Raw genomic sequence first — 13,997 nt, forward strand, 5'->3', positions numbered from 1 at the left:
TCTGAGTGCGGGACATGTGCCTGTGGCCCGTACGGGAGGCGAGCGATGCGCCGTTCGGCAGACCGACAACCCGGGTCGTTCATCGCGGCCAGGAGAGCCGCGGGATCGGATCCGGAAGTCGATCACTTCCGGCCAACCACCTAGCCAGTGGGGCCGGAGCGGTGATCGTGTTCGGCCCCCGAGGAGAGCGATCGTGTCAGTCAACGACTCACACCAGCAGCTGGCCACCGATCAAGGAGGCTCTGAGGGCACCCGCCGTACCTTTGTCATCGACACGTCCGTCCTGCTCAGTGATCCCCAGGCCATGCGCCGGTTCGCCGAGCACGACGTCGTCCTGCCGGTGGTCGTGATCACCGAACTCGAGGCCAAACGCCAGCACGCCGAACTCGGCTATTTCGCTCGCGCCGCCTTGCGTTATCTGGACGAACTGCGGATCAAGTACGGCCAGCTGGATCGACCGGTGCCGGCCAATGATCATGGCGGCACGATCCACGTGGAGTTGAACCACACGGATCCCGCGGTGCTGCCGGCCGGGTTCCGGCTCGGCGACAACGACTCGCGGATCCTTGCGGTCGCGCTCAACCTGTCCGCGGAGGGGCATCGGGTCACCCTGATCTCCAAGGACCTGCCGATGCGGATCAAGGCCTCCGCGGTCGGTCTGCCCGCCGAGGAGTACGAGGCGGAACTGGCGGTCGAGTCCGGCTGGACCGGAATGGCCGAGGTGGAGGTCGACGGCTCCGTCGTGGACCGGCTGTATGCCGAGGGCACGGTGGACTGCGACGAGGTACGGGAGCTGCCCTGCCACACCGGCGTGGTGCTGGTCGGCGGCTCCGGTACGGCGCTCGGCCGGGTCACCCCGGGCAAGCAGCTGACCTTGATCAAGCCGGACCTGGAGGCGTTCGGGATCCGCGGCCGGTCGGCCGAGCAGCGGGTGGCGCTGGACCTCCTGCTGGACCCGGAGATCGGCATCGTCTCGCTCGGTGGCCGGGCCGGCACCGGCAAGTCCGCGCTCGCCCTGTGTGCCGGGCTGGAGGCCGCGCTGGAGCGCAACCAGCACTCCAAGGTGGTCGTGTTCCGGCCGCTCTACGCGGTCGGCGGCCAGGATCTCGGCTATCTGCCCGGGACCGAGGGAGAGAAGATGGCGCCCTGGGCCCAGGCCACGTTCGACACGCTGGGGGCGCTGACCTCGCGGAACGTGATCGAGGAGGTGCTGGCCCGGAACCTGCTCGAGGTACTGCCGCTGACCCACATCCGGGGCCGGTCGCTGCACGACGCGTTCGTGATCGTCGACGAGGCGCAGTCGCTGGAGCGCAACGTCCTGCTCACGGTGCTGAGCCGGATCGGGCAGAACTCCAAGGTGGTGCTGACCCACGACGTCGCGCAGCGGGACAACCTGCGTGTGGGCAGGCACGACGGGGTGGTCGCGGTGGTCGAGAAGCTGAAGGGCCACCCGCTCTTCGCGCACGTCACGCTGCACCGCTCCGAGCGGTCTCCGATCGCCGCTCTGGTGACCGAGATGCTTGAGGACGTTCAGCTTTGATCGAGGAATGATCATCCGACCGCGCCCCCTCGACGCAGGATCGCCGGGATCTCCGTACCCGTAGCGAAAATCCTCGTCGAGGGGGCTCGTTCTTGATCAAGGTCCGGTCGCCCGAGTTGGGTCGATGATCATGGTTGTGATAAGGCCGCGGACAGATTCCTGAGAAACTTTGATAACGAATTGGTAACGGGGGCGAGACCTCCTTGCTGCCCTGTGTGCGTACCGATAGCTTCGTCCCCGAAGGCTCGCCAGTGGGTTCAAATGCCTGGGGGGGCGGCGGCAAAACTGTGGGCCTTCGAAATCACTGTCTTGGGGGAACTGGCGGAGCCATGTCCTCGCGACTTGCTCCCGTTCCTGAGACAGATCCGTTTGGGGCTCCCGAATGCTGGGCGCTCCTGGTCAACAGGTAGGGAGAAGTATGTCGCGAAATTGGCGCGGTAAAACGCGTCTCGCTGCTGCTGCCGTAGCGGTTGGGGCGGTCCTGACCGCCTGGACCGCTGCACCCGCAGTGGCACTGCCCACGGACACGTCAGAAGCTGAAGGACGTGTTCTCAGCGGTGGCGGCTCCATCAATCTCAACGACATCGCCGAGCTCGAGGCCGCCTACAGCGGCAACCCGAGTGCTCCCGGTGCCGTCCAGAACCCCCTGGATGCGACGGTACTGAAGAGCCTCAACCTCGATCTGGGCAACGGCATTCAGCTCGGAAGTGCGAGCGACGTGCTGGGCGCTGGGATCCTGGGGCAGTACGCCTCCACCCGTGAGGACGGCGCTCCGTTCGCCTCCGCTGGTGCAATCAACGACGACGGCTCCATCGCTGTCGCGCCGAACAACGAAGAGGCTCCGGCCGGCGACGAGAACGCTTACGTCGACCTGTCCGGCACCCTCGGTGAGGCCGGCGTCGAAGAGCTGATCTCGAAGCTGCGTGTCGAGCTGGGCGCTCTGTCCGCTTCGGCGACGTACGACGAGAACGGCGAGATCTCCAGCGACTACCAGGTTGCCGACGGCAAGCTGTGGCTGGAGAGCCCGAAGATCGCCGAGATCTCGAAGAAGCTGTCGGACCAGGCTGACGAGCTCTCGGGCACCGTCAACGGCCTGACCGACTCCCTCGCTCCGGTCATCGAGCAGGCACTGGCTGCGGCCAGCGGCCTGGGCGTTGCCGAGGTCGAGGCCACGGTGAACATCGACGTCGACCTCAAGGCCGCTCTGCAGTCGGTCCTGGAGGAAGAGGTCACGGATCCGGACAGCGCAGCCAGCATCAACCTGGCTGAGGGCACGGTCACCATCGACCTGGCCAAGCTGGTCAAGGACTCGCAGCCGGACGACAAGTTCTACGGCACCCTGAACGGGCTCGACCCGAACACGGAGATCGTGGACGCCCAGCTCGTGCAGGCCGCGCTCGACGGCGCGATCGGCACCCTGCTGGACCAGATCCCGGCCGCGATCTCGGAGGCGCTCGTTGACGCGGTCAACAACGCCGACATCGAGATCACGATCGAGGGCACGTCGAACCTGCCGGTCGTCGGTGGGGACTTCAAGGCCAGCCTCAAGGGCACCATCGGTCAGCTCGTCGGGACCGATGAGCCGGCGCTGAAGTTCGAGGTCTCGGGCGAGGGCACCGCTGGTGCGCTCATCGAGCTGCTGGAGCCGGTGCTGAACAACACGGTGCTGCCGTTGGTTCAGTCCACCGTCAAGGAGGTCACGGACAAGGTTGCCGATCCTGGCGCCCTGGACACGGTCTTCCGTCCGATCGTCGAGGCGATCCGCGACCTGGTGAAGCCGCTGGTTGACGCTATTGCGAACAACCTGCTGTCGATCAAGGTCAACGTGCAGGAAGAGCCGGGCGAGTTCACCCACCCGGGTGCGACCGGCGAAGAGGGCACGGCCCAGCTGAAGCCGGCCGCTGTCACCGAGGGTTCCTTCACCCAGCGCGCGATCAAGATCACCGCGCTGCCGGGCGACGAGCCCCTCGCCACGGTGAGCCTGGCCTCGGCCACGGTTCGCCAGGCTGACGCCACTGGCGAGGTTGACGCCACGGCTGACGACGATGCTGCTGCTGACCCGGACGCTTCGGCTGACGACGACGCTGCTGCTGACCCCGACGCCTCGGCTGACGACGATGCCGCTGCTGACCCGGACGCTTCGGCTGACGACGACGCTGCTGCTGACGACGATGCCGCTGCTGATGATGACGCTGCTGCTGACGACGATGCCGCTGCTGATGATGACGCCGCTGCTGACGACGATGCCGCTGCTGATGATGACGCCGCTGCTGACGCTGACGCTGCTGCCGATGATGACGCCGCTGCTGACGACGATGCCGCTGCTGATGATGACGCCGCTGCCGACGACGACGCTGCCGCCGATTACGCGGCCGCTGCCGACGGCAACGGTGGCGATGGAGAGCTGCCGAACACCGGTTCCAACCTGTCGCTCGGCCTGCTGGCCGGCGCTGGTGCCCTGGTGCTCGCCGGTGCGTCGACCGTTGTGGTCGGCCGGATCCGTCGCAATGGGTCCGCCCTGTGAGGTCTGACCTCAACATGATCATCTCTGGATGATCAACAGATTCGGCCCCTCGCACCTGGTGCGAGGGGCCGAATCCTTGCTCATGATCGCCGGTTCCCACTGGTGCCGGCACCGCCCGGGGAGTAGAACACAACAATGACCGACCGGCCCACAGCCGCCAAGCGTCCCGTACTCCGGCGAGTGACGCTGATCGTGCTGGCGGCGTTCACCGCCTGGCACATCTTCGCGACCTTCCTCTGGATCGCTCCCGCCTCCGGGCTGCGGCAGCTCTTCCCCGGCGACCTGCTGCGCAGCTACATGGTTCCGATGTTCGGGCAGAGTTGGAGCGTCTTCGCCCCGGAGCCGATCAACGGCGACTACCGGCTGCGCGTGCGCGCCGTCGTGGTCCAGGACGGCCAGGAGAAGACCAGCAAGTGGATCGACGCCACCAAAGCCGAGCTGGCGATGTCCACCCATCACCTCTTTCCGCCGCGGGCCGCGATCCTCGCGACCGAGTTGGCGTCGCGCTACAAGGGCGCGTACGACGATCTGGGCAACGGCCACCACCGGATCGCCTCACTGAGCTACTACAAGGGCGCCGACTGGTCGGACCGGCTGCGCGGCGACCTGATCAAGCAGGGCAAGGATCCTGACCTGGACGACTATCTCGAGGTCGAGCGCCGGGCGACCGCCTACGCCACGCAGGTGGCCTATGCGGTCTGGCCGGGCGAGGTGGTCCGGGTCCAGTACGAGGTCAGCCGGCAGAACGTGGTCCCGTTCGACCGGCGGAACGACCCGAACGCGAAACGGCCCAAGCCCAAGGTCATCGAGACCGGCTGGCGCGGCCCGGTCGAGGAGCCCGGCCAGTCCAGGAGCGCCTTCACCGAGACGTTCCGCAAGGCGCTGAGGGAGTCCGGGCAATGAACCTGGCAGGGACACTCGGCCGGTGCGTCCGGTTCGTCGAGAACCTGATCATCGGCGTGCTGCGGGTGCTGCGCCGACTGGCGAACCGCGGCGGCGGGTTCGTCGAGCACTGGCTCACCGACGCCAAGCGCGCCCAGTACGGGATCGCCGTCACCCGGATGCTGCTGGGTGCCACCGGCATCGGCCTGCTGCTGACCAACCTGACCACCTTCCGCTACACGTTCGGCAGTGGTGTCGCCTGGTCGGGTGAGACCGCGGAGCCGTCCAGTCTGCTGCCGCAGGTCTGGCTGTTCAGCCTGTTCCACCGGATCCAGCTCAACGACGCCGCCTTCACGGCCGGGTACGTGATCTTGCTCCTGCTGGCCGTCGCGGTGCTGCTCGGCTGGCGGACCCGGCTGACCCTGCCGATCTTCTTCGTCGGTTGGGTCAGCTTCATCGAGCTGAACGACGCGGCCAGCGACCAGGGCGACAACATGTACCGGATCGCGTTGCTCTCGTTGATCTTCGCCGACTCGGCGTGCCGGTGGTCCCTGGACGCGCGGCGCCGGGCCCGGGTCACCGTTGACCCGACCAAGAACTTCGTGGTGCGGGTCTGGCAGGGGGAGCGGCTGCTGCCGGAGTGGCTGACCAACATCAGCCACAACCTGGTGCTGGTCTCGATGACCCTGCACGTCTGCATGGTGTACGCGTCCGGAGCGCTCTACAAGGCCGGCGGCGAGCCGTGGCAGCAGGGCTACGCGATCTACAACCCGCTGCACGTCGAACGCTTCGGGCCCTGGCCCGAGCTGAGCGATCTACTGACCACCTGGGCGCCGGCAGTGACGGTGATCTCGTGGAGTTCGATCATCATCCAGATGTGCTTCCCGATGATGCTGCTGAACCGGATCAGCCGGGTGATCGGCCTGTTCGGGATCCTGAGCTTCCACATCGGGATCGCCGTCCTGATGGGCCTGCCGTGGTTCTCGCTGGCCATGATCGCGATCGATTCGATCTTCATCCGCGACGTCACCTGGCGCCGGATGGCGGCCTTCGTCAAGCGGGCCTGGCGAAGATCAGAAGTCCGTCGCCCGGCCGAGCAGGTCGAGACGGTCGGGGTTCTCATCGACCAGCCGCGTGAGCTCGCCGACGCCGGGATGGCGAGCCGGCTGGAACACCAGACGCAGCCCGGGGGCGGTTGATCCCGCTGAGTTCGGTAGCGATCGTCGGGGCAGGCCCGAACGGCCTGGCCGCGGCCGTCACGCTGGCTCGGGCCGGCCTGGACGTCACCGTCTACGAGGCCGCCGACCGGCCCGGCGGCGGCACGCGTACCGCGGAGTTGATCGAGCCCGGGAGCTGGCACGACGTCTGCTCCGCGGTCCATCCCGGCGCGCTGGCGTCGCCGTTCTTCCGCCGGTTCGGGTTGGCCGAACGAGTCGAGTTCGTTACGCCGGAGATCGCGTACGGACAGCCGCGAGCCGGGCGTCCGGCGGTGCTGGCGTACGCGGATCTCGCGGCGACCGTGGACCGGCTCGGCCGGGACGGCGCCGGCTGGCGCCGGGTGTTCGGGCCGCTGGCCGACCGGTTCGCGGCGATCACCGAGCTCACCTCCGACAACCCGTTGCTGGCCCCGCGCCGGCCGGGCGCCGCGATCACCTTCGGGTTGCGGGCGGCCGGCCAGTGGCAGCCGGTGGCGGCGGCGCGGCTGCTCGGCGGCGACGCGGCCGACCTCTTCTCCGGGGTGGCCGGGCATGCCAGCCAGCCGCTGTCGGCACTGAGCACCACCCTGACCGGGCTGACCCTGGCCACCTATGCCCATACCGTCGGCTGGCCGATCCCGGTCGGCGGCTCGTACAAGATCACCGAGGCGCTGGTGCATGATCTTGAAGCGCACGGTGGGAAGGTGATCACCGGGCAGCGGGTCCGGTCGGTCAGCGAGCTGCCGCCGGTGGACGCGATGATCTTCGACACCTCGGTGTGGGATCTGATCACCATCGCCGGTCCGTTGCTGCCCGGGACCTATCGCCGGCGGGCGGCGCGGTTCCGGGCCGGGCCGGCGGTCGGCAAGGTCGACTTCCTGCTCTCCGAACCGGTGCCGTGGCGGGATCCCGAGCTGGGGCGGGCCTCGACGGTCCACCTGTCCGGCACCGGCGGCGAGTTGGCCGCCGCCGAGCTCGCCGTACACCGGGGCCGGATCCCCGAGCATCCGATGGTGCTGGCCAGCGAGCCGACCCGCTTCGATCATGGTCGTGCCCCGGGCGGGCGCCACGTCCTCTGGGCGTACGCGCACCTGCCGAACGGCTGCCCGGTCGACCCGACCCCGATCGTCACCGCCGAGCTGGAACGTCACGCGCCCGGCTTCACCGAGACGATCATCGCCTCGACCGCCCGGACCGCCGCCGACGCCGAACGGGAGAACCCGAACTATCTCGGCGGCGACATCTATGCCGGCGCGCTGACCACCGCGCAGACTCTGGCCCGGCCGATGCTCACCGCGAACCCGTGGCGGATCGGCCGGACCGACTTCTACCTCTGTTCGTCCGCGACCGCACCAGGCCCCGGGGTGCACGGCATGGGTGGCTATCGCGCCGCGCTGGCCGCCCTGCGCGGCACCTTCGGCCACCGCGCCGACGTCGACCTCGCTCCCACCGCTCCCTGAGCCTGTCGAAGGGGCGAGCCCGATGATCTTGGTCGGTGAAGATCACCCGGCCGCCAGCCGCTGCTCCTCCTCGGCCTTCATCCGCTCCTGCCGCCGGACCCGTTCCGGGACGACCTGCTCTCGCGGCGCCGTCGCCCGGAACGGGTAGGAGTCGACGCCGAGACCGCGCAGCACCGCCCGCTCGAGCAGCGAGAAGTCGGCCGGATCCTCGCGATCGAACCGCATCGGCTCGGTCAGATGCACCGGCGGATTGGTGATGTAGCGGGGCAGCCGGAGCACGTTCTGCGCCTTGGCGTGGAGGACGTACGGATGCAGCAGGAACACGTCGCCCACCTTGCCGGTGGCCTCGACGAACTCCGTGCACTGGCCGACCAGATCCTTGATCGGGAACTCGGTCGGCAGCACGCCCTCCGGATGGTCGGCGAGATAGCGGGCCACCGGCCCGACCGAGTCGGCGGCGACGAACGTGGCGCCGCCCTGATGCCGTACGTCGGACCAGAGGACGAGCGTCAGCAGCCCCTGCTCCGGCGAGTCGAGGAAGTGCCGGAAGAAGTCGCCGTCCTTGTGCCAGCCGCCGACCTCGGCCGACGCGTCGACCCACGGCCGATCTGCGCCCTCGCCGAGGTTGACGATGAACGCATCGCTCCACTGGTACGGCTTCGCGATCCGGTCCTCGCCGACCAGATCGCAGACCGCGTCCCACGCCTTCGGCGCGAAGTCGCGGACGTCGAACCGGTGGTGGCTCGGCATGTGGATCGACGGCTGCGCCCAGGTCGTCTTGTCGTCGGGGTCGTACCCGAGCCGGGTCCAGATCGACCCGGTCAGCTCCGCCGCCGCCTCTGCGCTGAAGCAGTCGTTGATCACGACGTAGCCATGATCAAGAAAGTGTTCCGCCTGCTCGTCCGTGAGTACCCGGTGATCACCCATGACACGACGCTAAGCGACACCGCCGCGTCCGAACCCGTGATTCCCGCCCACCGGAACCCCTCCCCACAATCCGCCGACCGGTCACGAAAGCAGCGGCTTTGGCGGCGTGTCGCTGCAGTTGTGACCGGTCGCTGTGGCGGCGGAGGTTCGGGTAGGCGACGTGATCCGTGTGTCCGGCCTACGACTCGCGGGCCTGCCCGTGGCTGTGACGAGGAGTTCCGTCCGCTGAGCCGTGGTCGCGATCACTCGACTGATCCGCGGGCCGATGTCGCGATTCCTCTTCACACCGGAAGGTTCAACGTTGTAACGGGCTCGACCTATCCGTACGCAGTGAAATCCCGACAGGCCCGCACACCGCAGACGACGCATCGCGGGGACGGACGCGTCTGCGGTCGGCACCCGGGACCGGCTCCTGCGCGCTGATCGGCCGGCCGACTGGCCCGGGTCCCCAACAGTCGCCCCGCGAGTTGCCGCCGCCGGCGCACCGCCCTCCAGTCCGCCGACCGGTCACAAGTGCGGCGACACGCCGCAAGAACAGCTGCTTTTGTGACCGGTCGGCGGTCCTTCCTGGGTCAGCGGCCGGTGCCGGCGTAGACAGTGGCCTCCTGGTCGGCGTCGAGACCGAAGGCGGTGTGGGCGGCCCGGACGGCCCGGGGTACGTCCTGGTCGTCGATCACCACCGAGATCCGGATGCCCGAGGTGGAGATCATCTCGAGGTTGATCCCGGCTTCGGCGAGGGCGGCGAAGAAGGTTGCCGAGACGCCGGGGTGGGACAGCATGCCGGCGCCGACGACGGAGACCTTGCCGATCTGGTCGTCGTACAGCAGGTCGGCGAAGTCGATCTCCTGCTGGATTCCGGTGAGGGCCTCGATCGCGGCCCGGCTGTCGATCTTGGGCAGGGTGAAGGAGATGTCGGTTCGCTCGGTGTCGACCGCGGAGACGTTCTGCACGATCATGTCGATGCTGACGTCGATCGAGGAGATCTCCTGGAAGATGCGGGCGGCCTCGCCGATCCGGTCCGGTACGCCGACGATGGTGATCTTGGCCTCGCCGACGTCGTGCGCCACCCCGGCGATGACGGGCCGCTCGGTGGTGCCGTCGTCCCGGAGGTCGGTGACCCAGGTGCCGTCCCGGGTGGTGAACGCGGAGCGGACGTGCACCGGGATCCGCTCGCGACGGGCGTACTCGACACATCGCAGGTGCAGGATCTTGGAGCCGCAGGCCGCGAGTTCCAGCATCTCCTCGTAGCTGATCTCGGTGAGATGCCGGGCCTTCGGCACGATCCGCGGGTCGGCGGTGAAGACGCCGTCGACGTCGCTGTAGATCTCGCAGTGATCGGCCGCGAGGGAGGCGGCGAGAGCGACGGCCGTCGTGTCCGAGCCGCCGCGACCGATCGTGGTGACGTCGCGCGTGTCCTGGCTGACACCTTGGAAGCCGGCCACGATCACGACGTCGCCCTCCTCGAGCGCCGACACGATCCGACCGGGTGTGATGTCGATGATCCGCGCGTTGCCGTGGTTCGCGGTGGTGATCACGCCCGCCTGCGAGCCGGTGAACGATCGGGCGGTCATGCCCAGGTCGGCGATCGCCATCGCCAGCAGCGCGGCGCTCATCCGTTCGCCGGCGGTCAGCAGCATGTCGAGTTCGCGTGGGGCGGGCCGGGGGGAGACCTGCAGAGCGAGGTCCATCAGTTCGTCGGTGGTGTCGCCCATGGCCGAGATGACGACCACCACGTCGTGGCCGGCCTGCCGGGTCGCGACGATCCGCTTGGCGACGCGCTTGATGCTGTCCGCATCGGCGACGGACGATCCACCGAACTTCTGAACGATGCGCGACACGCAGGAACTCCTTCTGTCTGACTCCTCGCTACCGGGACGCTACAGGAAATTCTTTCGTACTCCGGTCTGAATTATCGGTCATGAGAACGAAGCGAAATCGAGCGGGCGGGCCCGCACCTCGGTCAGGCCGCGCTCGACGGCGCCGATCAGCACTCCGGCGTCGCCCAGCGGGGAAGCCACCAGGTCGGGGGCCGGCGCCGGCGACAGGGTCCGCAGCGCTTCGGCCGCCCGGTCGATCACCGGCTGCACCGAACCGGCCAGGGCTCCCGTGATGATCACCCGCTCCAGGTCGAGCAGGCTGCCCAGCACCAGGACGACGCGGGCCAGCCGGTCGCCGAGCCGGCGGGTGAGCTCGAGCGCGACCCGGTCGCCGGTGCCGGCCGCGGCGAAGACATCGTCGGCGCTGACCGTTTCCGGGGTACGGCGAGCCAGCGGCGATCCGGCCGGGACCCGGCCGGCAGCGAGCCGTTCGGCCGCGCCCTGCCGGGCCAGCGCGGCGAGCCCGGCCACCGAGCCGACGCCGGTGACCAGGTCGAGCAGTCGCAACTCGCCGGCGCCGCCGTCGCGGCCGCGGATCAGCCGGTCGTCCACGATGAGCCCGGCCCCGAACGCCTCGCCGCAGACCAGGGCGGCGAAGGATGCGCAGTCCCGGCCGGCGCCGCGGGCCCGCTCGGCCAGTGCCGCCAGGTTGGCGTCGTTGTCGACGATGACCTGGCCGTAGCCGTCGAGGCGGTCGGTCAGGCCCGGATTCATGCGGGCCCAGAATTCCTGGCCGGCCGGAGAGGCGCCGGTCTCGTCGACCGGTGCCGGCACACCGACCACTGTGACGAAGACCGCGCCGGGCTGGGCGCCGGCCCGCGGGAGGGCTGCGTCGACGGCGGCCCGGACCGCCGTGCCACGCCGGCGCGAGGAGGTACGGGGGTCGACCGCTCGCTCGGCCCGGGCCAGCTCGGCACCGGTCAGGTCGGCCACGGTGGCGACGATGCGGTGCAGTCCGGCGTCGACCGCGACCAGGTGGCCGTGCCGCGGCTCGAGGCGGTACCGGCGGGCCGGTCGCCCCTTGCGGTACTCGCCCGCGGCGCGCGCGTCGTCCAGTTCGGCAAGCCAGCCGCCGGTCGCCAGCTGGTCGCAGATCTGCAGCGCGGTGGACCGGGTCAGCCCGGTGGCGGCCATCACGTCAGCGGCCGTGAACGGGCCTGAGCCGAGGGCGTGGCGGACCACCAGGCCGGCGTTCAGCCGGCGCAACAGCTGGGGCGATGTTGCCGCCGACGGGCTCGTCACGGGTTCGTCCTCTCTTGTTGCGAGATGTAAATCTAGAATCTACATTTATTCGGTGACCGACTCCATGATCAACACTCAGGACGACCACAGCTGGTGGCGGCAGGCCGTCGTGTACCAGATCTATCCGCGCTCGTTCGCCGACGGGAACGGCGACGGCGTCGGCGATCTTCGCGGGGTGATCAACCGGATCGACCACCTGCGGGCGCTCGGGGTCGACGCCGTCTGGCTCAGCCCGTTCTATCCGTCGGCCTTGGCCGACGGCGGCTACGACGTCGACGACTACCGCGACGTCGACCCGCGGCTCGGCACGCTGGCCGACTTCGACGAGCTGACCGCCCGGCTGCACGAGGCCGGCCTCAAGATGATCATCGATCTGGTGCCCAACCACAGCTCGGACCGGCACGTCTGGTTCCGCGAGGCGCTCGCCGCCGGCAAGGGCTCGCCGGCCCGGGCCCGCTACATCTTCCGGGACGGCCTGGGCCCGGACGGCAGTGAGCCGCCGGCCGACTGGCCGTCGATCTTCGGCGGCCCGGCCTGGGAACCGGTCGGCGACGGCCAGTGGTACCTGCACCTGTTCGCCAAGGAGCAGCCCGATCTGAACTGGGACAACCCCGAGGTCCGAGCGGATTTCCTGCACACGCTGCGGTTCTGGTCGGACCGTGGCGTCGACGGGTTCCGGGTGGACGTCGCCCATGGCCTGGCCAAGCGGCTGCCCGCAGAGCTGCCGCCCTGGTCCGAGCTGCGTACCCGGACGGGCGCCGGCCAACATCCGCTGTGGGACCGCGACGAGGTGCACGACATCTATGCCGAGTGGCGCTCGGTGTTCAACGAGTACACGCCGCCGCGGACCGCGGTCGCCGAAGCCTGGGTGGACACGGACCGGCGGCCGCCGTACGCGAGCGCGGACGGGCTCGGCCAGGCGTTCAACTTCGACCTGCTGCAGTCCGACTACGACGCGGCGTCCTTCCGTGCCGTGATCACCGAGAACCTGGAACTGGCCGGTCGGTCCGGTTCGTCGACGACCTGGGTGCTGTCCAATCACGACGTGGTCCGGCACCCGACCCGCTACGGCCTGCCGCCGCTGGGGGACCGGGACCCGGACGCAGTGATCGCCAAGCATGGCGCGGACTGGCTGCGCAGCGGCGGCACCGAGCCGAAGCTGGAACGCGAGCTCGGCCTGCGCCGGGCCCGGGCCGCGACCCTGATCGAATTGGCCCTCCCGGGCAGCGCCTATCTCTACCAGGGCGAGGAACTCGGCCTGCATGAGGTCGCCGAGATCCCGGCCGACCAGCGGCAGGACCCGTCCTTCTTCCGCAGTGGCGGCGAGCAGATCGGCCGCGACGGCTGCCGAGTTCCGTTGCCCTGGACCGCCACCGGCACTTCGTACGGCTTCGGCAGCGGGACCGCACACCTGCCGCAGCCCGCCTGGTTCGCCGACCTCGCCGTCGACGTGCAGGACCGGGACCCGGGGTCGACGCTGGCGCTCTACCGGAACGCGCTCCGGCTGCGCCGCGACCTGCAGACCGAGGAATCGCTGACCTGGCTGGAGACCGGCCGCGAGGACGTGCTCGCCTTCCGCCGCCCGAACGGCTGGACCTGCGTCAGCAACTTCGGGTCGGATCCGTATCCGCTGACCGGTGGCGAGGTGCTGCTCGCCAGCACTCCGTTCGACGGCAGTGAGTTGCCCGGCGCGACCACGGTCTGGACCAGACAGGCCTGACCCGCACTCCGCGGACCCGGTCCGGCCGGCTGGGCCGCGGTCACCCGTGAGAACGGGTTCGGTTGGCGAGGTCTGGCTCAAGGGTCGCCTGCGCACTCGTCGGCCGTGGCTCCCGTCCGGTCGGCTTGGTCTGGGTTCGACCGCGGCCTGCGCGCTCGCGAGTCCGGGTCCAACTGCAGCCTTCCCGCCCGCGAGAGCGGTCCGGCTTGGGTGACCGAGATCCAGCTGACTTCGCGCACGAAGGGCGCTACTCGGGCCCGGAGAGGCGAAGTCGGCTGGATTTCGGTCACTCAGCCGATCAGGCGGGTGGTCAACGCAGGGATGTACGGCTGGGTGCCCGCGTAGGCGGCGCGCGCGATCACGCCGCCCTGCGATCGCGTCGCCCCGGGGCCCGGATCGCATCCAGCCCGACCGCGGCCGGGAACGGCTCTCGGATTCGGCGGCCCGTGAACCGTCACGGGTTTCGGGCCGGTCGGTTATTGGTGGGCCGGCTCTGGTTGGTGCACGGGTTGGAGCCGATCGAGTGGGCTTGCTCGTGCTCTGCCGGTGGTCGGTAGCCCAGCCGGCTGTGGAGGCGGTCGTGGTTGTACCAGTCGACCCATTCCGCTGTCCGATACTCGGCCTCGGCG

At 69.3% G+C, this 13,997-nt stretch carries 10 protein-coding genes; 6 read left to right on the forward strand and 4 right to left on the reverse strand.

Annotated elements, in window-relative coordinates:
• Window positions 1–220 precede the first annotated feature (220 nt).
• The 5 genes from phoH2 to AC6CCG_RS24810 all read left to right on the forward strand — a co-directional run bounded on the left by phoH2 (window position 221) and on the right by AC6CCG_RS24810 (window position 7,602).
• Complete coding sequence (phoH2, locus tag AC6CCG_RS24790) at window positions 221–1,540, forward strand: RNA 5'-3' helicase PhoH2 (protein WP_496657442.1); 1,320 nt, start codon at window positions 221–223, stop codon at window positions 1,538–1,540.
• 508 nt (window positions 1,541–2,048) lie between these two features.
• Window positions 2,049–4,064, forward strand: coding sequence for a choice-of-anchor G family protein (locus AC6CCG_RS24795; protein ID WP_496657427.1), 2,016 nt, complete (start codon window positions 2,049–2,051; stop codon window positions 4,062–4,064).
• 135 nt (window positions 4,065–4,199) lie between these two features.
• A complete protein-coding gene (locus tag AC6CCG_RS24800) occupies window positions 4,200–4,967 on the forward strand; it encodes a DUF5819 family protein (RefSeq protein ID WP_496657428.1) in 768 nt (255 codons plus the stop codon).
• Complete coding sequence (locus AC6CCG_RS24805; protein WP_496657429.1) at window positions 4,964–6,145, forward strand: HTTM domain-containing protein; 1,182 nt, start codon at window positions 4,964–4,966, stop codon at window positions 6,143–6,145. The genes AC6CCG_RS24800 and AC6CCG_RS24805 overlap by 4 nt, the downstream gene beginning before the upstream one ends.
• Entirely contained in the window at window positions 6,142–7,602 is a 1,461-nt protein-coding gene (locus AC6CCG_RS24810; RefSeq protein WP_496657430.1) for a phytoene desaturase family protein, read from the forward strand. The genes AC6CCG_RS24805 and AC6CCG_RS24810 overlap by 4 nt, the downstream gene beginning before the upstream one ends.
• A 42-nt stretch (window positions 7,603–7,644) precedes the next feature.
• Here the strand turns inward: AC6CCG_RS24810 and AC6CCG_RS24815 are convergent, their stop codons facing one another.
• The 3 genes from AC6CCG_RS24815 to AC6CCG_RS24825 form a co-directional block, all read right to left on the reverse strand.
• On the reverse strand, window positions 7,645–8,529 hold the full coding sequence (locus AC6CCG_RS24815; RefSeq protein ID WP_496657431.1) for a phytanoyl-CoA dioxygenase family protein: 885 nt from the start codon (window positions 8,527–8,529) through the stop codon (window positions 7,645–7,647).
• Window positions 8,530–9,101: 572 nt separating this feature from the next.
• Window positions 9,102–10,367 carry an aspartate kinase gene (locus AC6CCG_RS24820; RefSeq protein WP_496657432.1) on the reverse strand — a complete coding sequence of 422 codons (1,266 nt, stop codon included), beginning with the start codon at window positions 10,365–10,367 and terminating at the stop codon, window positions 9,102–9,104.
• 78 nt (window positions 10,368–10,445) lie between these two features.
• Window positions 10,446–11,648, reverse strand: a complete 1,203-nt coding sequence (locus AC6CCG_RS24825) for an ROK family protein (protein WP_496657433.1) — start codon at window positions 11,646–11,648, stop codon at window positions 10,446–10,448.
• Window positions 11,649–11,712: 64 nt separating this feature from the next.
• Between AC6CCG_RS24825 and AC6CCG_RS24830 the strand changes: the two genes are divergently transcribed.
• Window positions 11,713–13,368: a glycoside hydrolase family 13 protein gene (locus tag AC6CCG_RS24830; RefSeq protein ID WP_496657443.1), complete on the forward strand. Its 1,656-nt coding sequence runs from the start codon at window positions 11,713–11,715 to the stop codon at window positions 13,366–13,368.
• Window positions 13,369–13,822: 454 nt separating this feature from the next.
• Here the strand turns inward: AC6CCG_RS24830 and AC6CCG_RS24835 are convergent.
• The coding region (locus AC6CCG_RS24835; RefSeq protein ID WP_496657444.1) for an integrase core domain-containing protein at window positions 13,823–13,997 on the reverse strand (175 nt) is incomplete at its 5' end.

The sequence above is a fragment of the Microlunatus sp. YIM B11417 genome (genome assembly GCF_059617205.1).

Bases quoted from the DNA above. Each gene is read 5' to 3' on its own strand.
- AC6CCG_RS24800 (WP_496657428.1), top strand. From the start codon at position 4,200: ATGACCGACCGGCCCACAGCCGCCAAGCGTCCCGTACTCCGGCGAGTG.
- AC6CCG_RS24805 (WP_496657429.1), top strand. From the start codon at position 4,964: ATGAACCTGGCAGGGACACTCGGCCGGTGCGTCCGGTTCGTCGAGAAC.
- AC6CCG_RS24815 (WP_496657431.1), bottom strand. From the start codon at position 8,529: ATGGGTGATCACCGGGTACTCACGGACGAGCAGGCGGAACACTTTCTT.
- AC6CCG_RS24830 (WP_496657443.1), top strand. From the start codon at position 11,713: ATGATCAACACTCAGGACGACCACAGCTGGTGGCGGCAGGCCGTCGTG.